This window comes from Pontibacter sp. H249, from assembly GCF_037892465.1.
Taxonomy (GTDB): domain Bacteria; phylum Bacteroidota; class Bacteroidia; order Cytophagales; family Hymenobacteraceae; genus Pontibacter.
In genome coordinates this window covers 30,657-51,897 of sequence record NZ_JBBKTR010000022.1, presented here as the reverse complement: position 1 = coordinate 51,897, position 21,241 = coordinate 30,657, and the positions used below count along the sequence as shown (strand labels likewise).

The window sequence follows — 21,241 nt, the reverse complement described above, 5'->3', positions numbered from 1 at the left end:
ACTTATCAAGAAGGACACCCTTAGGTAGGATATACATCTTATCTTCTCCCGGCTAAAGTATAGCTAGGAAGGGAATTAGCACCAGGCTTGTACAAGGTTGCTAAGACGTCATAGGGCCCTATCCCTCGGTCTTTCTTGATAAGAAGCTGCAAGTTAAACAGATATCCGAAAAAAATAAATATTTGTTACATCGAGCTTCAAAATTGGCTTTCAGGAGCCTATAAATGCGAAAAGAGATGCAATGCATCCCTTTTCAAGAGAGGTTTAATTTGTTTCCAATCTATAACCTCTTTGTATTTATATACGACAACGATCAGGAGTAGTTATCCCTATGACGTAAAATAAAAAAGGGATACTAAAAAGTATCCCTTTCCCTTAACTGCATTATACAGTTATACTTTGCTTACGCTTCTGCTTCTACTTTTGGAAGTACAGATACATAAGAACGGTTCTTAACGCTCTTTCTGAACTCTACAACGCCGTCAACTAAAGCAAACAGTGTGTGGTCTTTGCCCATACCCACGTTTTTGCCTGGGTGGTGTGCAGTACCTCTTTGTCTTACAATGATGTTACCAGCGATGATGTCCTGGCCACCGTAAATCTTAACACCAAGTCTTTTTGAGTGTGACTCGCGGCCGTTATTAGAACTACCAGCTCCTTTTTTGTGTGCCATTTTGTTTAAAATTTAATTCAGGTTAGCGGGTGCTTCCCCTGAAAAGATTCTTCGATTAATTTCTTCTTACTGCTTAACCAATGCTCTCGATCAGGACCTTTGTGAAGTGCTGGCGATGACCATTCTTCTTACGGTATCCTTTTCTTCTCTTCTTTTTGAAAACGATTACTTTGTCGCCTTTCACAGTGCTAGTAAGGATTTTACCTACAACCTTAACACCGTCAACGAAAGGAGCACCTAAAGTAATAGTGCCGTTATCATCAGTAAGAAGAACATTGGTGAACTCTACGGCGTCACCCTCATTGCCGGAAAGCTTGTTAGCGTAGATGAACTTACCGCTCTCTACTTTGGTCTGTTGACCTGCGATTTCTACAATTGCGTACATCAGCTTCAATGTATGTTTAAAATTTAGTCTGCAAAAGTACGGCCTATATTTTAATTATGCAACGCCTTGTAGTATAAATTGTTAAACCCTACCCAGATGCTACACACTAAAATGTGGATAACGATGTTGAAATCCACAACAGGTTTTTAAAGCGACTCAAAATCGCACCCTAAACAACTATACTTTAACTACATACATGCTGCCTTAGTAATCCACATTTTCAACAGCTGCTGTGTAAATCTGTTTTCCATTTCACAAACATTGCCTGGAGACACCAAACTTTACACATAAGTACACACTCAATTTTCAGTCTTTTTACTAAAGAATGTCCCTAAACCTGCAAAAACGGTATTTAACAATGATTTTATATTTTCATAACAATATCACAACAAAACTATATAGTTGATAACCTATGTGGAAAAGTATGTGCATTGCAACATAAACAACAAGCTATCAGAAGCTTAACAAAGTGTGAATAAATTGAACAACTTTAGCCCCGTAATTCAAGTTCAATTCTATATATTTGAAGTCACGATGTTACCGGATGCCAAGCAGCATCCACCTGAAACAATCAATACAATGGGGTGTTTTCTAAGCAAGGTTTTGCTTACCCCTTCAACCAATAAAACGCTTAATTATTAGTTTATGGAGCCAATATTACAAGAGAATCCAAACCGCTTTGTACTGTTCCCGATCCAGCACGACGACATCTGGCAGATGTATAAGCAGGCGGAGGCCAGCTTCTGGACAGCTGAAGAGATCGACCTATCGCAGGACATTAAAGACTGGGAGAACCTGAACGATGGCGAACGCCACTTTATCAGCCACGTACTGGCATTCTTTGCAGCCTCGGACGGTATTGTAAACGAGAACCTGGCCATAAACTTTATGCAGGAAGTACAGATACCTGAGGCACGTTGTTTTTATGGTTTCCAGATCATGATGGAGAACATCCACGCCGAGACCTACTCACTCCTTATAGATACCTATATAAAGAAGCAGTCTGAGAAAGACTATTTGTTTAACGCGCTGGAGACAGTACCGTGTGTAAAGAAAAAAGGGGAGTGGGCGCTTAAGTGGATCAACAGCGAAAACTTTACGGAGCGTCTGATCGCATTTGCGGCTGTGGAAGGCATTTTCTTCTCTGGCTCTTTCTGCTCTATCTTCTGGCTGAAGAAGCGTGGTTTAATGCCTGGCTTAACATTCTCTAACGAATTGATAAGCCGCGACGAAGGTCTGCATTGCGATTTTGCCTGCCTACTGTACTCTATGCTGAATAACAAACTGCCTGAGAGCCGTGTGCACGAGATTATACTTGATGCGGTTACTTTTGAGCAGGAGTTCGTGACGGATGCGCTACCTGTGGACCTTATCGGTATGAACGCGAAGCTGATGAGCCAATACATTGAGTTCGTGGCTGACCGTCTGTTAGTAGCGCTTGGCTGCAGCAAGATTTACAATGCCACTAACCCATTCGACTTTATGGAAATGATCTCGCTGCAAGGCAAGACAAACTTCTTTGAGAAGCGTGTAGGCGAGTACCAGAAAGCCGGCGTAATGGGAGACAAAGACAAAAACGTTTTTTCTCTCGACGAAGACTTTTAACATTATTAGAGATTCACTATGTTTAGGATGGGGAAAGGCCCATCTTTTTTTCCCATCCTAAACATTTATTCTTATACCTGCCGCGCGTCGATTACAGCAAGAGGCTAAGATTACCGCGGCTAAACCATGGTTGGCAGCATCGCTAACCAACAGGGTATCTCTACCCTACTATATAGTAAAAGCATTTGGCTTTACCTATAATCGTTTGTACTACAACGGCTTATACTTATAACACCGTATGGGCAGGTTGTATACCTTACAAAGTATAACCTCTGCTATAAAACAGCAGCATTACCTATATAACCAAACTAAACAACCCGGGGCCTTTAACCTCGCTAATTGTATACATTATGTTAGTAGTTAAACGAGACGGCAGACGCGAATCTGTCAAATTCGATAAGATTACGGCACGCATCGAGAAGCTGTGCTATGGCCTTAACATGGATTACGTGTCGCCGATTGAGGTAGCCAAAAAGGTAATTGATGGTATTTACGACGGTGTAACTACGGTGGAGCTAGATAACCTGGCAGCCGAGACAGCAGCATCGCTCACAACCAAGCACCCGGATTATGCGGTACTGGCAGCACGTGTAGCTATTTCTAACCTACACAAGGTTACAAGCAAGTCGTTCTCCAATACCATGAAGCGACTTTATACTTATACCGACCCTAAAACCGGTGAGAACGCTTCTCTAATCGCGAAAGATGTGTACGAGATCATCCGTAAAAATGCGGCGTTGCTCGACTCTACCATCATTTATGACCGCGATTACAACTACGACTTCTTTGGTTACAAAACCCTGGAGCGCTCATACTTACTGCGTTTAGATGGTAAGATAGTGGAGCGTCCGCAGCACATGCTGATGCGTGTGGCCGTGGGTATACACAAAGAGGATATCGAGTCTGCGATTGAGACATACAACCTGATGTCGGAGAAGTGGTTTACACATGCTACGCCAACGCTGTTTAACGCTGGTACGCCAAAGCCGCAGTTGTCTTCGTGCTTCCTGCTAGCTATGAAGGACGATAGTATACCAGGCATCTACGATACTTTGAAGCAATGCGCGCAGATCTCTCAGAGTGCCGGTGGTATTGGTTTGAGCATCCACAACGTACGTGCTACAGGCTCTTATATTAAAGGCACTAACGGTACATCCAACGGCATCATTCCGATGCTGAAGGTATTTAATGACACGGCCCGCTACGTAGACCAGGGTGGCGGTAAGCGTAAAGGCGCTTTCGCAATCTACCTGGAGCCATGGCATGCCGATATCTTCGACTTCCTGGAGCTGAAGAAGAACCATGGTAAAGAAGAAAACCGCGCCCGTGACCTGTTCTACGCCCTTTGGACGCCAGACTTGTTCATGAAGCGTGTGGAGGAGAACGGCGACTGGAGCCTGTTCTGCCCGAACGAAGCACCTGGCCTGGCTGAGTGCTGGGGTAAAGACTTTGAGCGCCTGTACGAAAAGTATGAGCGTGAAGGACGTGCCCGCAAAACTGTGAAAGCACAGGACCTGTGGTTCCATATCCTGGAGTCGCAGATTGAGACTGGTACGCCATACATGCTGTACAAAGACCACGCAAACCGTAAGTCTAACCAGCAGAACCTGGGTACGATTAAGAGCTCGAACCTGTGTACAGAAATCATGGAGTACACCAGCGAAGACGAGGTAGCAGTTTGTAACCTGGCTTCTTTGGCATTACCTCGCTTTGTGAAAGAGGAGGGCGGCCACAAGACCTTTGATCACCAGAAGCTGTTTGATGTAACTTACCACGCAACTGTTAACCTGAACAAGGTTATCGATATAAACTATTACCCGGTACCTGAGGCGAAGAACTCAAACATGCGTCACCGCCCAATTGGTTTAGGTGTACAGGGCCTTGCAGATACTTTTATTCACCTGCGAATGCCATTCGAAAGCGATGAGGCAAAAGGATTGAACAAGGATATCTTCGAGACGATCTACTTTGCTGCCATGACGGCTTCTAAGGACCTGGCTAAGAAGAATGGTGCTTACGAAACGTTTAAAGGTTCTCCGCTGGCAGAAGGTAAGTTCCAGTTTGATATGTGGGGCGTAACGCCAGATAGCGGCCGCTGGGATTGGGAAGAACTGCGCCAGGAGGTAGTGAAGCACGGTGTGCGTAACTCGCTTTTAGTAGCACCAATGCCTACTGCCTCTACTGCACAGATACTAGGCAATAACGAATCGTTTGAGCCTTATACTTCGAACATCTACCTGCGCCGCGTACTGTCTGGTGAGTTTATGGTGGTTAACAAGCACCTGCTGAAAGACCTGATCGCGCTAGGCATCTGGAACGACAACATGAAGAACCAGATCATCGCAGCTAACGGTTCTGTACAGGATATCCCGAACATTCCGCAGCACATCAAAGACCTGTACAAAACAGTATGGGAAATTAGCCAGCGTACGGTGATAGATATGAGTGCTGACCGCGGCGCTTACATCTGCCAGAGCCAGTCGCTGAACCTGCACGTGATGAACGTAAACTTTGGTAAACTAACGTCGATGCACTTCCATGCATGGAAACGTGGCCTGAAAACAGGTATGTACTACCTGCGCACCAAAGCCGCTGTAGATGCCATTAAGTTTACTGTAGAGAAACAAGCCGCTGAAACCCTTTCGCCGGTTTACAACCAGGACCAGAACCGCAGCGACATGAGCTGCTCGTTGGATAATCCGGACGCTTGCGAAGCTTGCGGATCGTAAGGTAAGTTAAAGATGACTATTTTAAAAGGGAGGCTGAGAGGCTTCCCTTTTTTCATTTATGCTTAATTAACTTTATGTTTTTATGGGTAATCCAAGATAACAAATCTAAAAAATTATCCACATTTTCAACATTCTATCAAAATACTCCGTATACTTGTAACAATTCGGGCTTGGACCGAAGGCAGAAGTTCCGTAAGGGCTTCGACCCCCGGCGACCATAAGACCGGGGTTTTCTATTTTTAGGGCAATAGCTTTATCCCAATTCCTTCTATACCCCCGTTCCACTTTCTTAACTTTGGTTTGATTACAGTGTCTATGATAGAGTCCGCATGAGTGTATTCTAATACAGGCTGTATTTTATAGTGGTCAAGCAAAAATCTCCTAGAAGGGAATGCCAGTAAGTCTGCTAACTGCACGCCTGCTATATTTTTCTTTTTATTAGACAACTTCAATTCTGCAGAAGACAATGTGGTTTGAAGATGATGTGCCTTTATATTTTCAGTGCCCGCATTATAAATTCTTCTATAGGAGTTTGCCAGCTTTTTATCAGCGTTTGGATTCCGCGTTTCAAACATAATATCCCCAGAACTTTTGTTTGTGTACAGGTGTCTATGGAAGCGCTCCACTAAACAGCGCATGCAGTAGTGGTAGGTATCTGTTTTCCACCGAGTGTACTTCCTATTGAATTTATCCTTGTCTATAAGAACAGTTACTATCTCAAACTCTACTTCCATCATTGATAGGAGCAAGTCTATATCAAACTGCTGTCTTATCTCTTCATCCTGTAAGCATACGAATGGCCCCCGTCTGGCAACAATGTCTGTTCGATGAAAGACAACTGGGTTCTCTTTACTGTGGTGCGGAAAGTACTTTTGCTTGAGGCTCTCAAACGCAGGATACAAGTGATTAACGGCATGGTCCGCCTTAATAATGATACCTGTAAGGGAAAGATACTTATTAAAGGAGTCCTTGATGCTTCTTAAAGAGTGGTCGCCTGTCTCATCGACATACATCCGGTATCGGGCCATCTTAGCTAATGTAGTTTAGAATTATAAATTTAAATATAATTATTACTACTTTCATAGAAATGAAACTACTTAATTCGGAAGTTCGAATACCTTCAAAAACATCAAACCCCACAGACCTCGCGGTGTCTTTACGACCCGCGAGCGTCTAACCCTCCAATACCTCATCCACGAAGCAACAGCCTTTCCACCCCAGACGCCCCGAAAGGGTTCAGGATCTTCGACTCGCAGGACCTTCGGACGCTGCGAGGTCTATAGATTTTATTTATATTTCATCGCCTTCTACTAAAGGAGCTATACTTGTGAAATCGGCAGCGATCTCATCATGAAAAACTTTATACTTTTCCTTTGCCTCCAAACCACTCCAGCACCTCTTCCCGCTGCAAAGCTGTTCTGCCCTCTGAAAGTGTACTATGATAAGCAGAATGAGGCCAGCTCTTAAAATCATTTATCAGGCCGTGGTGCTGCGGGTTGAAGTGGATATAGAATACTAATCTGGTAAAGTATGCATCAGAAGTAACTTCCTTTCTGCCAAACCGGTGCTGGAACAGCCGGCCAATACGGTTGTAGCGGTGGTTTATACTTTTAGCATAGGCATTAAGCAGGTGCCCCAGCTGGCGTTCTATACTTACTAGCTTTGCTTCGTCTTCACTTATCCAATAAGGCTTCAGCGCCTCCTCGTCCTTTACTCTTACCAGGAAGTGGACGTGATTAGGCAGCAGGCAATACGCGAAGGTATCTGCATAAGCCATCACGTGCTTTTTATAAAGTTGCAGAAAGAAGTTATAGTTACCCTGTTCCTTAAAAAGCGTCTCTTTGTTGTTACCACGGGTATAGATGTGATAAAACTTATTCGGTTCCAACAGTGACTTTTGTCGCATCTAAGCCTATACGCTCATCACAGCAATGCCGCTAAACCTCCGGGCATCCGACAACTTTACTTTTCAAAGCTCCTGAACATTTCCGGTGCACCTGCAGCGATAGTAAATGCTACCTCACCATCAACCCAAGCACAGCTTACGCAGTACAAGCATTTATACTTTAGAATGATAAAGAGCACACCTGTGAAAAAGCCATCAAACAAACCTACTGAGCAGCAAAAGCAGAACAGCATGAGCCGGCGCAGCTTCATTGGCAGCTCACTAGTTTTAGGTGCGGCTGGTATGGTGGGTTTTCCAGGCGCTTTTGACCATACTGTACAACCATCGCAGAGCCAGAACCTTCCGCCCCGAGGCCACTACCTCATCAAGAATGCTTATGTACTAACCATGGATGCTACCCTAGGCGACTTAAAGCAAGGTGATGTGCTGGTGCGTGACGGTGAGATAAAGCAGGTAGGGCAGAGCCTGAGCGCAACTGGTGCCGAGGTGTTGGCAGGAGAGGGAATGATCGTGATGCCGGGGCTGGTAGATACGCATTGGCACCTCTGGACGTCGCTGCTCCGAAGTATGGCAGGCAACACAGAAGGCCGCGGCTACTTCTCCGTTACCCGAAAAGTGGGCCAACACTATACCCCAGAAAGTATGTATGCCGCCACCAGACTGGCACTTGCCGAAGCCATCCACTCAGGCATTACCACCCTGCACGACTGGAGCCACAATGCAAGAGGACCAGCGTTTGCCGAGGCAAGTATAAAGGCTCTCCGTGAGGCAGGCATACGAGGGCGTTACTCGCTTGGTGTGCCTACCGGAGAAGGCGGTGCGGTAGACCTGCAACTGCTGGAAAAACTCCATAGTAACTGGAACAAATATGCAAGTAGCAATCTGCATCTGGGTCTAGCATGGGCAGGCATCAATAACAGAAAAGAAACCGGTTTAAAAGAACTGGCTAAAGCCCGGCAGTTGGGTATTCCGGTATCTGTTCATGCAAGCTCGGCAGGCGTAATAAGCGGTTTAGTGCAGGCAAGCGCACTGGCCAAAGGCATGCAGGTTATACATTGCAAGGATGCTACAGTAAACGAAATTCAAAGTATAGCAGACGCCGGCGCTGTAGTTAGCCTGTCGCCGTTTTCAGAACTGCGTATCGGGTATGGCATTCCGCCGGTAAAAGAGCTTTTAGATGCTGGAGTTACACTTGGTATATCAGCAGACACAACTACTTTAACTGGTAATGCAGACCTTTTTTCTGTGATGAAAATATTACTGAACCTGGCCAACGCCCTAAACAGGAGCGAATTTGCTTTAACCGCTAAGCAAGCGCTGGAGAAAGGCACCATCGAAGGAGCACGCTCTCTTGGGCTTGCCGACCAAACAGGCTCGCTTACTCCCGGGAAACGCGCCGATCTGATTATGCTATCTACTAATGCCTTAAACTTAGGCTATGTTACAGACCCTTATAGCTTGGTAGTAGAAGCGGCGCAGCCAGCTAATGTGCACACCGTAATGATTGACGGAAGAATTCTGAAAAGAAACCATAGCCTGACTCACCTAAACAAGGATAAGATCTTAGCTGATGCCAAAACGGCATTTCAGTTGGTAATAGAGAAGAGCGGATGGTAAGGCAGTAACATGATAGCATCAGACAAGGTAGTGACTTACTGTCCTTGTGAGTGTTTCCATCAACGACTAAGATCGTTGTAACTAAACAAAAGACTTATACTACTCAAAGCTCCAATCCAAAAAGTATAAAGCTGTAACTAATGGTGATTTTATCCTTCAAGGTTTACTTCTATGGTATTATAATAAAGCGTGGTTGTCCCCTCAAAACCCGAGTCGGTGCCAACAATAAGCCATAAACTACCGCTTCCATCTGTTGTAATCTCAATGGGGTTCTGTAGGTTATCTCTGTTAATAAGCCTGTACTCAAACGTATTTCCAGCTATACCAACATTGCCCAGTACTACCATGTCCTCGCCGCCCTGCGATTGCCCACCTTTGTCTATGTTCATCCTAATGTTGTTGCCAACACCTTGCTCCTCTATAGGTATAGGCTCAGTAGCTGATCCTCCTGCTTTCAGATAAACACTTGCACCAGGACTGCCACCTATTCCCACAGACTGCTCAGGGTACTGCGAGGCCAACTCAATTTGAAAAGTGACTTGGTAAGTATGATTAGGCTTAAGTCCTGTTACCTGCTTTTTCATAAACATAAACAGGTCATCGCTGATGTTACGGCCCGATAACTTCATGGCCATACTGTTCTCACCTACTCCAGGGGGAAGCGCTTCCCGGTCAAACTCAAATTCGAAGCGGCTCTCTTCCCAATCTTTAGGATAATCAGAGAAACCACCGGCCCAGCCTTCAGCGCTCTCTTCAAAAGTATAACTCAAAGATTCTGTAGGCATGGCTGTTCCACCGTCATCATCATCGTTGCAACCAAAGCTAAGCACAGCCAGTGCACAGCATAAGAATAATTTTGCAGTTGTTTTCATAAGTATAGTGCAGTTCGATTCAGGTTTATAGTATAACCTACGTGGCTAATATCATGGTGTTAGCACTTGATTTAAAGACACATAGCCTCTGTAAGTCAACGTTTCAAGTTCTGATGCTGATTGAATTTCTTATCTATACTATACTCAGGGTAGCATTCACTAAAATAACCGGCACTTAAAAACAACATATTTAAAATTTATATATGTTTGCGCCATTTATTTAAAATAGTTTAACGCAACACACGCTACACCAAAACACTATGAAAAAAATCATTGCCATTCTTGTTGCCATATTAGGTATATCATTTGGCGCAGAGGCACAAAAAGTACAAATTGGCCTTCGGTTGGGCGGCAACTATTCCAACTTTATCGGCTCTGGCGCCGACAGCCTTGATTTGGAGGGGATTTGGGGCGGCCACGGCGGATTAATCGTTACAGTTCCACTGGTTAGTAAGTATGTTGCCGTTCGGTCAGATATTATCTACTCCATGAAAGGAGCCAAATCCGAAAACGACAGCTTAAACATTGACTTGGGCTATGTAGACATACCCATAATGGGACAGTTATCAGCAGGTCCTTTTTATTTGGAGGCAGGTCCTCAGATGTCTTTTAGAGTTAAAAGCGATATAAAAGACAAGGAGAACAGGGAAAACATCCAAAGCTTGGCTAATAGCTTTAAGCGCACGAGCCTAAGCTATGCGGCAGGTGCAGGATTTAGGATACCTTCTGTTGGTTTAGATTTTGGCGTGCGCTATAACGGCGACCTTTCCAGGCTTATTAAAAACATCGACAACAAAGAATTCAGGAATTCTGTGCTGATGTTCACTACCAGCTATGGGTTCTAAAAGTAACTTACTTGTTGTATCCTTTACTTAAAGGTTTGTCCACACCAAAATAAGAAACAACTTTTGGTTTAACTCTGATGCCCTATTTAAAGATGTATCATCAGAGTTGAACTTAAGTATAACCTTACACAAGAAGTATAGCCATACCAAGCAACCCAACGAGTAAAGCCGCCAGTGTAGCAGGTAGCAGGTTGTTTGCCAGTATCTCTCGGTAATTCTGGATGTTGGCTACCGAAGCCGCCGCTATAATATTAAAAAGACACACCGCATTACCCAGAGTGGCTCCGGCAAGTTGTAAAGAGAGGATCAGTGTGGGCTCTATCTCCAGCGACAGTGCCGTCTGGAGTTGTGAGGCTCCGAACACCAAGTTTGAGATGGTGGTACTGCCTGTAATGAAAGCGCCCATTACCCCTACAAAAGGCGAAAGAATAACATAAGACTGCCCCAGTTGACTTAGCATCTGGGCAATGTACAGCACCATAGACGGCTGCTCTACGCCTGAATAGATCATTAACTGCGCAATGGCCACGGAAGGGAAGAGCACCACAAACACGTTTACCACCTTCAGGAGCGGCTCCCGCAGGTACAGCGACTTACTTTTCTTAAAGTAAGCTACTCCCAGCCCAACTGCCAAGAAAGGCCATAAAGGCGACTGCAGCGGTTTGATGGCACCCCGAATATCTGTTCCGAACAAATTATCAAGCACCAGCTCCCATCCAATCCAATTGCGCAGCGGACTAAACAGTTTAGGCAACAGCAGCAGCAGCGCCAGAATGGCATAGGGTAGCCATGGCCGCAGGTCCAGTTTTGCCTTCTTCTTTTTTAAGTAAAGCACCGATAGACCGAGCATTACCAGGGCTCCAAATACTGTGGCAAGTTCAGGGGCTAACCAGGCAAACAGCAAGAAAGGCGCAGCCATAAAAGTATACAGCACCAGCACCTGCCGCTTATGCTCCAAGGGGCCGTGCTGCCTGGCCACCATCCGGAACACAAGCAATAGCACCAGCAACCCTGCAGGTATAATCATTAGCGCAGCCGTGACCCCGATTTCCTTTACCTCCTCTCCAGATAAACCTAGCGGCAACTGCAAACCTACCAGTATGGGCGTACCTACGGCACCAAACAAAGCAAACAAGCCATCAAACAGTAACACCACTGATACAGAGAGCACCGCCTCAAAGCCCATCGCCATTAGAATCAGCGGCACAATAGCCCCCGGAGTACCAAATCCGGCCACGCCTTCAAAGAAAGCGGTAAGCCCAATTGCCAGCAGGAAAAAGCGAATTTCTTTGGAAGGATGTAGTGTATCCAGGGATTGTGTAATCTGCTTTATAAGTTCTGTATGAGACATGATGTTGTAGAGAAACACAGCCCCTAACACAATCATCAGGATATTGAGTGTGGTGAGCATCGAAACACCCATTGCCCCCAGATAATGATTAAAGCCGGCTCCCCAGTAAAAGAAAAGAAGTGTGGTAACAACCCATCCTACCAGCACCGCCACCTTTACTCCTCTTGTCAAAGAAAGGATTACTAACAGCAAAATCGGCAGCAGGGATAGAAAGTAGATCATGCAGCGTCTTTTGTTAGAGCGGGTATATAATTAAGGTTTTACTTCGTTTTCAAGTGGCTTCTGCTGCTCAAAATCTGCAATATTCTGGAGGGTGACACTGGCAATAGCCTGCATGGCATCTGTAGTAAAAAAGGCCTGATGCCCTGTGATGAGTACATTGTTGAAGGAGAGCAAACGCATAAATACATCATCTTTGATCACTTTATCAGAAAGATCCTCAAAGAAAAGATCTCCTTCTTCTTCATACACATCCAAGCCGAGATAAGCTATTTTCTCGCTTTTCAGCCCTTTTATAACGGCTCGCGTGTCGATAGTGGCTCCCCGGCTAGTATTGATGATCATCACGCCATCTTTCATCTTGTTAATCGATTCGTCGTTGATCATGTGGTAAGTCTGTGGGGTAAGCGGGCAGTGCAGCGAGATGATATCTGACTCCTTGTAAAGCATATCAAGATCGGTGAACTCCACGCCAATCTCCTCTGCTTCCTCATGCTTCACCACATCATAACCCAGCACTCGGCAACCAAAACCTTTTAGTATCTGCGCTGTGACCAAGCCTATTTTGCCTAACCCTATAATACCAATTGTTCTGCCGTGCAGGTCAAAACCCATTAAGCCATTTAACGCAAAGTTGCCCTCTTTTACCCTATTGTAGGCCCGGTGGGTTTTACGGTTCAGGGTAAGTATAAGCGCCACAGTATGCTCGGCCACCGAGTAGGGCGAATAGGCCGGTACGCGCACAACTTTTATACCCAGTTCCTCTGCCGCGCCTAAATCTACGTTGTTAAAGCCTGCACAACGGAGCGCCACAAGTTTTATACCTTGCTCTGCCAGCACCTGTAGTACCTGCTTGTTGGCTATGTCGTTCACGAAAATGCAGACTGCCTCGTATCCGTTAGCCAACACAGCTGTACTCTCGTTTAAATGAACCTCCAGAAAGCTGATACTGTGGTTATACTTTTGATTTGTTTCAAAGAAAAACTGCTGATCGTATACTTTGGAGCTGAAGAATACTACTTTCATATTGGTATAGTGCTACATCATTTACTTAAAGGTTTCTTATACGCGTAGGTTTCTTGTTTTATATAAGATAAAGTATAAATAATCTAAAGGCTAAACCTGTAAGACTCTGCAATAAATAAATTATAACCAGAGAGAAAGATGCGATACCAGTAAAGCACTATACAGCATATGCCTAAACAGGCGGTAACAAAGTATGGTTAAAACGAACTGCTATGATTAGTGTGTAAGGCTTAATTTGAGAAAATATGATTACCTTTCATGATTATAACCGGCATCTAATATGTTAATACCAAACAAATTTATTAAGCTTGAGTACGACCCAGCGAAGGATGTGCTTTACTTTCGTTGGCCGGACTTTTATGAGTATGCTGTGCCCGAGCTAAAGTATGTTCTGAAATCTATAACAGATACAATAAAAAGCTACGACATTAAGTACCTGATAATTGACGCTTCAAAGTCAGTTATTTCGATAAGTGATCCTCTTTATGTTGAGGTAACTACTCAGTTTAGTATAGATCTTAAGTTCACCCGTCTTAAGAAGTCCGCGCGCATTATTGATGATATAACGTTAAGAGAAGCTCAAGTTAAAGAGATAAAGGCAAAGGCAGGGCTGGTATTGGAAACAAAAAGCTTTAAGACATATAATGAGGCGCTTGAGTGGCTTCTTTCTAATGAAATGCCTGAACATTCGGTTACAGAAGAACAGCATCTCGATTTATAAAAGGTAAACAAATAAGGCCACTGATTTTTATCAATGGCCTTATTTGTTTAGTAGGTTATTGCTTTAGATTATTCACGAGTTACTGCCACTATAGCCACGCGGCGATTTAGCTGGCGCCCTCTAGCTGTTTCGTTTGTAGCTCTCGGAGCTGTTTCACCCATAGCCTCTATGGATAATCGATTTGCAGCTATACCGCCTTTATTTTGCAGCCAGTCTTTTACAGCATTGGCCCGATCTGCGGATAACTCTTTATTGTATTCGTTGCTGGCGCGTGCATCAGCGTGTCCAAAAATTCGTATTTGGCCATTCTGTGGGAGGTCTTTTAACTCATTCGTAACCTGCTGTAGCTTCTCTTCGCCCTCAGGCCTTATTTGAGACTTATCTGTTTCAAACAGCAGGCGATCATCTAAAGTATAAATATTGTACTCTTTTTCTTGGCGCATCTCTACGTCAGTACCTTTAAGTTCCGGATCATCTACAACAGGGGCATCCCAGTTTACGTTTGCCCAAAAATCTTCGCCTACATCCTTTATCTCTACATAATCTGCTTCAACTTCACCGCGTTCATCACCATACATTACGGCTGTATCTGCCGTGGCATCCGATAAAGAATCTCGTTCTACATCTCCTTTAGGATCGTTACAGGCGGTTATAACCCCAGCTGCAACCATTAAAGATATCATTGTACTTGTTTTCATAGTATATAAATTTGGTTCTGCTTACTATTAGGTACGGGGCCCCTTCAACCTTCGTTATATTGAGCAGGAGACAGCAATAATAACTCAGGCTAAAATTTGATAAAATAAAGGTGAGTATATGCGAAACAGCTTACAGCTCCTAGTAAGGCTTTAGCCAGTCAGAAGCCGTAGAATGGTTATCTGAATGTTGGAGAATTATGCTTCACACCGAAATGCTAGCCGCACTACACGTTGCTTAGAGTTCAGCCTTTTTGGGTATTGGTTGCAAAAGCCACTGAAGGGCAGCATCTTCGTTATCAAATTCTTTAATAATCAGATCTCCTAAGTTGCCCGCACGTTTAAAAAGCTGCTCCATAGCCATGTTATTAAAGATATCTACAGACACAACAATAGCCATCCTTCTTAAAGGAGAGGCTAACATAAGCGGCACGAGTTCTGTTACTACCCAATTCAGGTCTTGTTGCCTGATAGCGCGCATAACACGCTGATCTGCAAGCCAACGCACTAACCCTTCTGCTTGAATAAGATGCAGGCAGCGCAATCCATTGTTTCTAAACTCTTCGCTAGATAGGAACCCACGCCACTCAGCCATTCCTATACGCTTCTCCTTATCAACACTTAACCGAAGCTCCGCACTCTCATAGTAGAGTTTTTTCATGGAATTAAATAAGTAGTTTGTTGCCGCTATTAAACCGTACGTATTTTTCGCAATGGTGTGTTACTTTATGCACGTCATCTTCAGAACTTATCATACACCTACCAATAAGCTAAAACATTTCAATTTTATTGCACCTTCATGCAAGAACCAATGCATGGCATCTTTCTCGTTTTCACACTCTTTAATAACAAACTCAATCGCATCCATTTCTCTTTTCTTTGATGAGTTTGATTGTCTGCCGGTTTACGGCGCAGTAGGAAGGCAACTTGGTAAGTTATGTAAGAGATCCGGTCAAGATACGAAGGAAAAAATCTTATACCATTACACATCAGCCGGATCGATAGACTTTATTTCACGATCATCAGCCAACCGGTTTCTAAGTCAAAGCCTATTGATTAGGTAAAGAAACAGGAGCACAACAACTTATCAAAGCTTAACCTATATAAGTTAAAAAGTAGTACAGAAACTTACAGTGCTACAGAGTAGTAAGAAATAAGCTAAAAAACTTACTGACTAAGCTCTTGAGAATCAGGTATACATAGCAAATATAGTATAAAACAGAAGACCTGCCTTATGGGCAGGTCTTCTGTTTTATGTTCTGAAGCTTATACTTACCTTTTAACAAAGCGCAAGGTCTCACGGCGTTCTCCGTCTGTTACAGAAACAAAGTATGCACCGCCTTTCAGCTCATGCACCGGCACTACCACTTCTTGTGCAGTGCTTGCTGTCATTTCTCTAATGGTTTTTCCTGTAGCATCTAAAATTCTTATTTGCACATTTGCTCCTAACCCGGCAAGATTTATACTTACCTCACTAGAGGCCACTGTTGGGTAAAGAACAGGTTGTGCCACAAGTGTAGCTCTTGCAGATAAATCTACAGTTACGACAGAAGAGTAAGAGGTTTTACCGCTATAGTCTACCTGCTGCAGACGGTAATAGTTAATACCAGCTGCCGGATTTGTATCAGTATAACCATAAGTAGTAGTTACACTGCTGTTACCACGTCCTTTAACCTCTCCAATTTTTCTGTATACTTTCCCATCAAGGCTACGCTCCACAATAAACTTATCGTTATCTTTCTCCATAGCTGTTACCCATGTTAGCTTACTTTGGCTATTTAGCAGCTGTGCTTTAAAAGAGGCTAACTCTACTGGTAACACTTGTATAGGCTGCTCATTACGCCAAGACAAGTTGTGGATGCCTATACCCTGACGGCCGTTGTTAGACCTGTTTTGAGAATCGTTCAGGTACTCGATCATAACACGATCAACAGGCTGTGAGAACGTTATGGCCACATCTCCCTCTCCAGAGGTGTTGTCACTTGCAGTGATTCCTGAAATAATGCCTGGAGTTCCTTCTGTAAACTGGTTGTAAGACGTAGTTTTAACTTTGCTCTTTTCAAGCTGCACCGGTACACCCTTGTTATACCCAACAACATTAATCTTGTCTTTAAACTGATTTGTTGCGACGTCCACATCAAACAAAGTAAAAGAAAGATCACTAACTGGTTTACTCAGGTTAAGATTGATTATAGACCCGACTGTAGGTGTTGCACCATTCTGAATAAGCGTGAAAGTTCTCTTACCGGCCTTATGGGTTTTATCATCTACTTTAGCAGCCTCAAAGCTTACATTGGACCCCATAGATGCTGACCAGCGCATCGCAACGCCATCTACAGTATAAGGATTTGTAGAAGTAGGCCCTGAAACAAGAAATGGATTCTCATCAAGCGGACGATCAGCCCAGCTGAAAGTAGAGTAGCCCTCTATCAACTCACCTGTAATGCTTACATCATCAATGGCGTAATATGGATCTTTATCACCGTTATCTTTAGAGAAGTTGATTTCAATTTCTATTCTGAGGTTGCTACTTCCTAAAGCAGCTTGTGGCAATCTTATTGGTGTACCACTGTTAACATGGCCCCACAGGTTATTTACTGTACTAGATGTGGTAAAAAACAACTGCCTAGTTGTACCGCCGTCGGTGCTGTAATATGCTCTCACAGCCTCAGTTAAATCGAAGTTCTTTTTTCGTGGGCTTCTAAACTCTTGCCAAGTGATAAAAGCACTGCTTAAGCCTTTTGTAGAGATGGCATTCATTAAGATAAGCGTCTTCGTGCCTGCTACTGAGTTCACAGTACGTATATACCTTCCCTTAGAGGACATAGCCAATGTGCTAGAGGCAGCGTCATCGGCTGTTTCCCAGGTAGCTTTTCCGCTCACTACATTCGACATTACTCCCGTCATTCCTACATTAAAGTTTTCGTAATAAACTGTAGTTTGTGCCTGTGCGGCAACAATTAGTAAGATTAGAGGAAGTAATAAGAAGTAGAATTTATTCATAACTATGGTAATCTGCTATCATAGCTTAAGTAATAAGCATGCCACACATTAATGCCCTTTACAGCATTGTATTAAATAGCAACAGGGCAAATCCATTTCATACTGATAATCAAATATTTAAAATATATTATTAACTATACAATCGGCAAAATATAAGTCAGATTTATAAATTAGCAGCTATGTACATATGCATATTATTCCCAATTAAGGAAATTGTGTGCCTATATGGGAAAATAGCATTGCTACTGTACAAATACATTCGAGATGATGCATAGTATAAATTAATCTGCACCGTTAATTATTTAACAAAACTGCAAATGTGTCAGAATATTTATATTATTTGTTGCTTACAAAGCCAAAATAACAGCATCAGAGCACCATACTTCATTTAAAGTATAAAATCAACATACAGCTTGTCAGGTTTTTCTTTTGGCATTGGGTTTGTACCTAATAGGTAGAAACAACGAGGAGAAAGATAGATGAAGCGAATAAATAAAGAGTTTCTACACTCCATTGCCTTGTACCTTGACCTATTTAACACAGTTGGGGGAGGAGTAGCCGAAACTTATACAGATGTAAAAATTGGCAAGCATAAAGCTGTAATAAATATATGGACACCTAGTATTAGCCCTGAGGCTTACAATGTAACTCTACATAATAACGTACTAACTGTTAGTGTAAATTTGCCGAGCGAATACGATTATAAAGTAAAGGTTCCTATGTATAGCCGTGCTTTTTTACTGCCTCCTGCTATAAATTTATCTTTAGTAGAGGCCACGCACCAGGATGGGAAATTAAAGGTGCTGTTGCCATACTTTGAATCTGTAGGCAAGCCAAAAGAAATTGAAATCAGACAACTATAATAAACAAACAGGGCGCTACCAACCAAGTAGCGCCCTGTTTGTTTATAGCGTTTATAAAGAGCAGCAATAATAGTAAGCTTATCTCTTTTTACAATTCTTGTGATTTAAATTTAGCCTTGATGATGGAAGTAAGGTAGTCGTGCACTTCTACAGTCTCTTGGTCGTACACAAAAGTGTTGTAAGAGTCTGCTGACGTTTGCTCTATCTGGCAACCGTTCTCAATCATCATAAATATTAGTTCCCGCAAGCGATAAGGGTGCCCTGCAATATTTATAACACACTCCATATCATTGCTTACCACGCGTAAAAACATGTGCTGCACATGATTTACATCCGTCATTACTTCCTGGTTAGACATATGCTTATTATACTTTGGCTATTGCTATAATCTTGTTTCTGCCAAAAAAGTGCCATTTCACAGTTCAATCTAAAGCCTACTTCAAAAAAACCTGTAATTTTTCTGTATGTACTTTGATGGGTACAACACGATGCTAAAATTAGAAAGAGACGAGGCTTTTAATGCCGGGGGTGCTCTTTGCGCCAGCCTACAATAAAAACAATTATCCAAACAGAGTAAAACGGCGATAGTACAGCGGCAAAGTATGGGTCTACAACAAACATAGATATCAGCTGCAGCAGAAAGGTAGTAGCAGCCCCGTAAACAGCAATCTTATAATAACGGTTATTCCAGTTCATGTTACACCTATACGCAGCATAACCTAAATGAATACAGGAGGACTGTAAACAGCCCTCCTGCAGTTTTTAATTTATACTTACTATTTGGTGTAGGTTCTTTAATTCACTCTAGTAGCCGGCATGGCTTTGCCACCATGGTGCATATACATTCTAGCTATGTTACCGTGCTCATCTTTTTCGAAGGTTACCAGGGCCGGGGCCACTTTCACAAAAAACTTATCCTCGCCCTCCGGAAATATCTCGAACTTCGGCTGCCCAGGTGCCTCTACATACAATTGCTTTCCTGTTGCACTTATAGTAAAAGACATTTTGGGGGCAACCTGATACTCTCCGGTATATCTGGCCAATTGTGCTGCACTCATAGCTACTATAGTACGCACAACAGGCACTTCATACTTTTGCCCGAATACAATTGCCTGTATATCTTTAGAGATTGGGCCATTAACCTGCTGCGACTCATAATTACTGAAAATAGTAATGGTTAAATCTTGATCCGGGAAGCGTAAAAAGTTTGCCTTAAACCCATTTATAGCCCCACTATGGCTGATACGCTTATGGCCACCCAGTGAATCAATTACCCAACCATAGCCATAGTCTTTCATCACTGCAGTATACATTTGATTTTTAGATGCTTCGCTTAATAGCTTTTTACCTTTAAGGGCCGCATCAAATTTGGCCATATCAGTTGGCGTACTATAAACAGCACCCGCTGCGTGGCACCAGCTCATATCTATAGGCTTTGCTAACTTACGGTCTGTACCATCGTGGTTATAGCCCAGAGCTAAACCAACAACTGGGTCACTAAACTCCATTCCTGTCGATTTCATCTTTAGCGGCTTTAGAATTTGTTTTGCCAGAACCTGGTCGTAAGGCTTAGCAGTTACTTTTTCAATAATCCCTGCAAGTACAATAAAGCCAGTGCTGCAGTACTTCCATTTTGTACCCGGCTCAAACTCTAAAGGCTTATCTTTAACCAGTGTCAGTATATCGCTGATGGTAGCTGGTTTTGTATTTACTCCTTGCCAGTGGTTTACAAAGTCAGGCAAACCTGATGTACTGGAAAGCAGGTGGTGCAGCATTATTTTATCTCCGTTCGGGAAATCGGGCAAGTACTTGCTAACCTTATCCTGCACATTAAGTTTACCCTGCTCCTGGAGCTGCATCACCAACACAGCAGTAAAAGACTTTGTAACCGAGCCTATACGGTATTTTACATTAGGCCCATTGGCTATACCATTTTCATAATCAGCCATGCCAAAACCTTTACTGTAAACAGGCTTGCCTTTTTGAGTAATATAGACAGTTCCGCTAAATGTGCCCTGCCGCAGATGAGCATCAAGGTACTGGTCTAGGTTAGCGGTAAAGCTTTGTGAGTTGGCCTTTATACTTAAACAAATCGCTAAAAGTATAAAAACCATCTTGCTACTGAATAAGGTAGCGCGCACTAAGTTGAATTGATTTTTCATAGTTTTATTTTTAAGCATTACATTCTGAATTTTAATTACTTACAACAAAACTATGCAGTATTAAACTTTGGCACAATAGCTACTTATGGCTATAGGGATGAACTAGCATATTGCCAGGATGAACATGAAAAGTATAGGGACAAGTGAAAGCAAAAAAATACCCGGCTTCTAGGGCCGGGTATTCATTAATCTAAATGCTTCCGCTCTCGATATGTCTTTTTCAACAATAAGGGGAGGGTCATCATCTTTCGCAACAACCAGTTTATAGTTGTTGTCCATATCCTGATAATAAATGAGCGTGGTCAGGTCTTCGTATCCAATACTGAAGATCTTACGCGGCTCATTTTTATACATGAATTTATAATTATCTAATTTAATATTCCTCAATAACCTCATAATCCAACACCTTATCTATTGTTTTAACGGCACAAAGGCAGTTGAATGTTTCAAATCTAAGAGTTATGCAACTATTTTCTTCTAATCATTATACCGTTGACCTTTATTTAGTTACATTTACACCTATTTGCCTTAAAGCATAACTATATTAAAGACTATAATTATTACACTTT

General features: G+C 43.0%; 19 protein-coding genes and 1 riboswitch. Of the genes, 6 read left to right on the top strand and 13 right to left on the bottom strand.

All coding sequences use genetic code 11. From position 1 onward, the window contains the following. Nucleotides 1–35: 35 nt before the first annotated feature. Nucleotides 36–145, bottom strand: a riboswitch (SAM riboswitch). 258 nt (nucleotides 146–403) lie between these two features. After that, entirely contained in the window at nucleotides 404–673 is a 270-nt protein-coding gene (rpmA, locus tag WG943_RS20075) for a 50S ribosomal protein L27 (protein ID WP_340411721.1), read from the bottom strand. Nucleotides 674–746: 73 nt separating this feature from the next. Then, nucleotides 747–1,058 carry a 50S ribosomal protein L21 gene (rplU, locus tag WG943_RS20070; protein WP_340411720.1) on the bottom strand — a complete coding sequence of 104 codons (312 nt, stop codon included), beginning with the start codon at nucleotides 1,056–1,058 and terminating at the stop codon, nucleotides 747–749. A gap of 645 nt (nucleotides 1,059–1,703) precedes the next feature. Between rplU and WG943_RS20065 the strand changes: the two genes are divergently transcribed. Both WG943_RS20065 and WG943_RS20060 read left to right on the top strand, forming a co-directional pair. Beyond that, complete coding sequence (locus WG943_RS20065; protein WP_340411718.1) at nucleotides 1,704–2,663, top strand: ribonucleoside-diphosphate reductase small subunit; 960 nt, start codon at nucleotides 1,704–1,706, stop codon at nucleotides 2,661–2,663. Between the two features lie 350 nt (nucleotides 2,664–3,013). Beyond that, complete coding sequence (locus WG943_RS20060; protein WP_340411717.1) at nucleotides 3,014–5,392, top strand: ribonucleoside-diphosphate reductase subunit alpha; 2,379 nt, start codon at nucleotides 3,014–3,016, stop codon at nucleotides 5,390–5,392. 239 nt (nucleotides 5,393–5,631) lie between these two features. Here WG943_RS20060 and WG943_RS20055 read toward each other — a convergent pair whose 3' ends face one another. Both WG943_RS20055 and WG943_RS20050 read right to left on the bottom strand, forming a co-directional pair. Beyond that, nucleotides 5,632–6,420, bottom strand: a complete 789-nt coding sequence (locus WG943_RS20055) for a DUF3800 domain-containing protein (protein WP_340411715.1) — start codon at nucleotides 6,418–6,420, stop codon at nucleotides 5,632–5,634. A gap of 332 nt (nucleotides 6,421–6,752) precedes the next feature. Beyond that, nucleotides 6,753–7,298 carry a hypothetical protein gene (locus tag WG943_RS20050; protein WP_340411714.1) on the bottom strand — a complete coding sequence of 182 codons (546 nt, stop codon included), beginning with the start codon at nucleotides 7,296–7,298 and terminating at the stop codon, nucleotides 6,753–6,755. Here WG943_RS20050 and WG943_RS20045 point away from each other — a divergent pair. After that, the gene (locus WG943_RS20045; RefSeq protein WP_340411712.1) at nucleotides 7,290–8,915 is read left to right on the top strand and encodes an amidohydrolase family protein; all 1,626 of its coding nucleotides are present in this window, start codon (nucleotides 7,290–7,292) and stop codon (nucleotides 8,913–8,915) included. The genes WG943_RS20050 and WG943_RS20045 overlap by 9 nt on opposite strands. A gap of 149 nt (nucleotides 8,916–9,064) precedes the next feature. Here WG943_RS20045 and WG943_RS20040 read toward each other — a convergent pair whose 3' ends face one another. Then, nucleotides 9,065–9,787: a hypothetical protein gene (locus tag WG943_RS20040; protein ID WP_340411710.1), complete on the bottom strand. Its 723-nt coding sequence runs from the start codon at nucleotides 9,785–9,787 to the stop codon at nucleotides 9,065–9,067. 260 nt (nucleotides 9,788–10,047) lie between these two features. On the opposite strand from WG943_RS20040, the gene WG943_RS20035 reads away from it, so the two are divergent. Beyond that, nucleotides 10,048–10,632, top strand: coding sequence for a porin family protein (locus WG943_RS20035; RefSeq protein WP_340411708.1), 585 nt, complete (start codon nucleotides 10,048–10,050; stop codon nucleotides 10,630–10,632). A 124-nt stretch (nucleotides 10,633–10,756) separates the two neighbouring features. On the opposite strand, the gene WG943_RS20030 is transcribed toward WG943_RS20035, so the two are convergent. Beyond that, on the bottom strand, nucleotides 10,757–12,205 hold the full coding sequence (locus WG943_RS20030; protein ID WP_340411707.1) for an L-lactate permease: 1,449 nt from the start codon (nucleotides 12,203–12,205) through the stop codon (nucleotides 10,757–10,759). A 30-nt stretch (nucleotides 12,206–12,235) separates the two neighbouring features. After that, nucleotides 12,236–13,228 (bottom strand): 2-hydroxyacid dehydrogenase, encoded by a 993-nt coding sequence (locus WG943_RS20025; RefSeq protein ID WP_340411705.1) that lies wholly within the window; start codon nucleotides 13,226–13,228, stop codon nucleotides 12,236–12,238. Nucleotides 13,229–13,508: 280 nt separating this feature from the next. Here WG943_RS20025 and WG943_RS20020 point away from each other — a divergent pair, with 280 nt between their 5' ends. Then, entirely contained in the window at nucleotides 13,509–13,949 is a 441-nt protein-coding gene (locus WG943_RS20020; protein ID WP_340411703.1) for a hypothetical protein, read from the top strand. A 68-nt stretch (nucleotides 13,950–14,017) separates the two neighbouring features. On the opposite strand, the gene WG943_RS20015 is transcribed toward WG943_RS20020, so the two are convergent. The 3 genes from WG943_RS20015 to WG943_RS20005 all read right to left on the bottom strand — a co-directional run bounded on the left by WG943_RS20015 (nucleotide 14,018) and on the right by WG943_RS20005 (nucleotide 17,647). Next, nucleotides 14,018–14,647 (bottom strand): OmpA family protein, encoded by a 630-nt coding sequence (locus WG943_RS20015; RefSeq protein ID WP_340411702.1) that lies wholly within the window; start codon nucleotides 14,645–14,647, stop codon nucleotides 14,018–14,020. Between the two features lie 235 nt (nucleotides 14,648–14,882). Next, nucleotides 14,883–15,305 (bottom strand): STAS/SEC14 domain-containing protein, encoded by a 423-nt coding sequence (locus tag WG943_RS20010; protein WP_340411700.1) that lies wholly within the window; start codon nucleotides 15,303–15,305, stop codon nucleotides 14,883–14,885. A 611-nt stretch (nucleotides 15,306–15,916) separates the two neighbouring features. Beyond that, entirely contained in the window at nucleotides 15,917–17,647 is a 1,731-nt protein-coding gene (locus tag WG943_RS20005) for a T9SS type A sorting domain-containing protein (RefSeq protein WP_340411698.1), read from the bottom strand. Nucleotides 17,648–18,126: 479 nt separating this feature from the next. On the opposite strand from WG943_RS20005, the gene WG943_RS20000 reads away from it, so the two are divergent. Beyond that, nucleotides 18,127–18,510 (top strand): Hsp20/alpha crystallin family protein, encoded by a 384-nt coding sequence (locus tag WG943_RS20000; RefSeq protein ID WP_340411696.1) that lies wholly within the window; start codon nucleotides 18,127–18,129, stop codon nucleotides 18,508–18,510. Between the two features lie 88 nt (nucleotides 18,511–18,598). Here WG943_RS20000 and WG943_RS19995 read toward each other — a convergent pair whose 3' ends face one another. The 3 genes from WG943_RS19995 to WG943_RS19985 form a co-directional block, all read right to left on the bottom strand. Beyond that, nucleotides 18,599–18,868: a hypothetical protein gene (locus tag WG943_RS19995; RefSeq protein ID WP_340411695.1), complete on the bottom strand. Its 270-nt coding sequence runs from the start codon at nucleotides 18,866–18,868 to the stop codon at nucleotides 18,599–18,601. A 158-nt stretch (nucleotides 18,869–19,026) separates the two neighbouring features. Beyond that, complete coding sequence (locus WG943_RS19990; protein ID WP_340411694.1) at nucleotides 19,027–19,206, bottom strand: hypothetical protein; 180 nt, start codon at nucleotides 19,204–19,206, stop codon at nucleotides 19,027–19,029. A 98-nt stretch (nucleotides 19,207–19,304) separates the two neighbouring features. Next, entirely contained in the window at nucleotides 19,305–20,672 is a 1,368-nt protein-coding gene (locus tag WG943_RS19985) for a serine hydrolase (protein ID WP_340411693.1), read from the bottom strand. Nucleotides 20,673–21,241 lie beyond the last annotated feature (569 nt).

Coding starts and splice junctions, on each gene's coding strand:
- rpmA (WP_340411721.1), bottom strand. CDS start 673: ATGGCACACAAAAAAGGAGCTGGTAGTTCTAATAACGGCCGCGAGTCA.
- WG943_RS20050 (WP_340411714.1), bottom strand. CDS start 7,298: ATGCGACAAAAGTCACTGTTGGAACCGAATAAGTTTTATCACATCTAT.
- WG943_RS20040 (WP_340411710.1), bottom strand. CDS start 9,787: ATGAAAACAACTGCAAAATTATTCTTATGCTGTGCACTGGCTGTGCTT.
- WG943_RS19995 (WP_340411695.1), bottom strand. CDS start 18,868: ATGTCTAACCAGGAAGTAATGACGGATGTAAATCATGTGCAGCACATG.
- WG943_RS20055 (WP_340411715.1), bottom strand. CDS start 6,420: ATGGCCCGATACCGGATGTATGTCGATGAGACAGGCGACCACTCTTTA.
- WG943_RS20000 (WP_340411696.1), top strand. CDS start 18,127: ATGAAGCGAATAAATAAAGAGTTTCTACACTCCATTGCCTTGTACCTT.
- WG943_RS20060 (WP_340411717.1), top strand. CDS start 3,014: ATGTTAGTAGTTAAACGAGACGGCAGACGCGAATCTGTCAAATTCGAT.
- WG943_RS20020 (WP_340411703.1), top strand. CDS start 13,509: ATGTTAATACCAAACAAATTTATTAAGCTTGAGTACGACCCAGCGAAG.
- WG943_RS20010 (WP_340411700.1), bottom strand. CDS start 15,305: ATGAAAAAACTCTACTATGAGAGTGCGGAGCTTCGGTTAAGTGTTGAT.
- WG943_RS20025 (WP_340411705.1), bottom strand. CDS start 13,228: ATGAAAGTAGTATTCTTCAGCTCCAAAGTATACGATCAGCAGTTTTTC.
- WG943_RS20015 (WP_340411702.1), bottom strand. CDS start 14,647: ATGAAAACAAGTACAATGATATCTTTAATGGTTGCAGCTGGGGTTATA.
- WG943_RS19990 (WP_340411694.1), bottom strand. CDS start 19,206: ATGAACTGGAATAACCGTTATTATAAGATTGCTGTTTACGGGGCTGCT.
- WG943_RS20035 (WP_340411708.1), top strand. CDS start 10,048: ATGAAAAAAATCATTGCCATTCTTGTTGCCATATTAGGTATATCATTT.
- WG943_RS20030 (WP_340411707.1), bottom strand. CDS start 12,205: ATGATCTACTTTCTATCCCTGCTGCCGATTTTGCTGTTAGTAATCCTT.
- rplU (WP_340411720.1), bottom strand. CDS start 1,058: ATGTACGCAATTGTAGAAATCGCAGGTCAACAGACCAAAGTAGAGAGC.
- WG943_RS20065 (WP_340411718.1), top strand. CDS start 1,704: ATGGAGCCAATATTACAAGAGAATCCAAACCGCTTTGTACTGTTCCCG.
- WG943_RS19985 (WP_340411693.1), bottom strand. CDS start 20,672: ATGAAAAATCAATTCAACTTAGTGCGCGCTACCTTATTCAGTAGCAAG.
- WG943_RS20005 (WP_340411698.1), bottom strand. CDS start 17,647: ATGAATAAATTCTACTTCTTATTACTTCCTCTAATCTTACTAATTGTT.